Source organism: Pantoea sp. SIMBA_079, from assembly GCF_046940275.1.
Lineage (GTDB): Bacteria > Pseudomonadota > Gammaproteobacteria > Enterobacterales > Enterobacteriaceae > Pantoea > Pantoea borealis.
The window spans coordinates 1-259 of record NZ_JAWRYR010000526.1 but is presented as its reverse complement, the minus strand read 5'-3'; the positions used below and the strand labels follow the sequence as shown (position 1 = coordinate 259).

The following is a 259-nucleotide window of genomic DNA, read 5'->3' as shown; positions in this document are numbered from 1 at the left end:
CTGTGGATGTTCACCCAGGTACTCGTCTCCCACATTGTGACCGCCGATGAAGCCGAGCAAGCCATCCACCACCACAATCTTGCGATGGTTGCGGAAGTTCACCTGGAAGCGGTTGAACCAGCCGCGACGGGTGGCGAATGCATGGATCTGCACACCACCGTCACGCAGCACCTGGCTGTAACTGGCCGGCAAGGCGTGGCTGCCGACACGGTCGTACAGCACGAACACCCGCACGCCTTCGGCGGCTTTGCGTAGCAAG

General features: G+C 61.4%; 1 pseudogene. It reads right to left on the bottom strand.

Annotated elements, in window-relative coordinates:
* Positions 1-259 (bottom strand): annotated as a pseudogene (locus SB719_RS21065) (cardiolipin synthase); the annotation flags it as partial.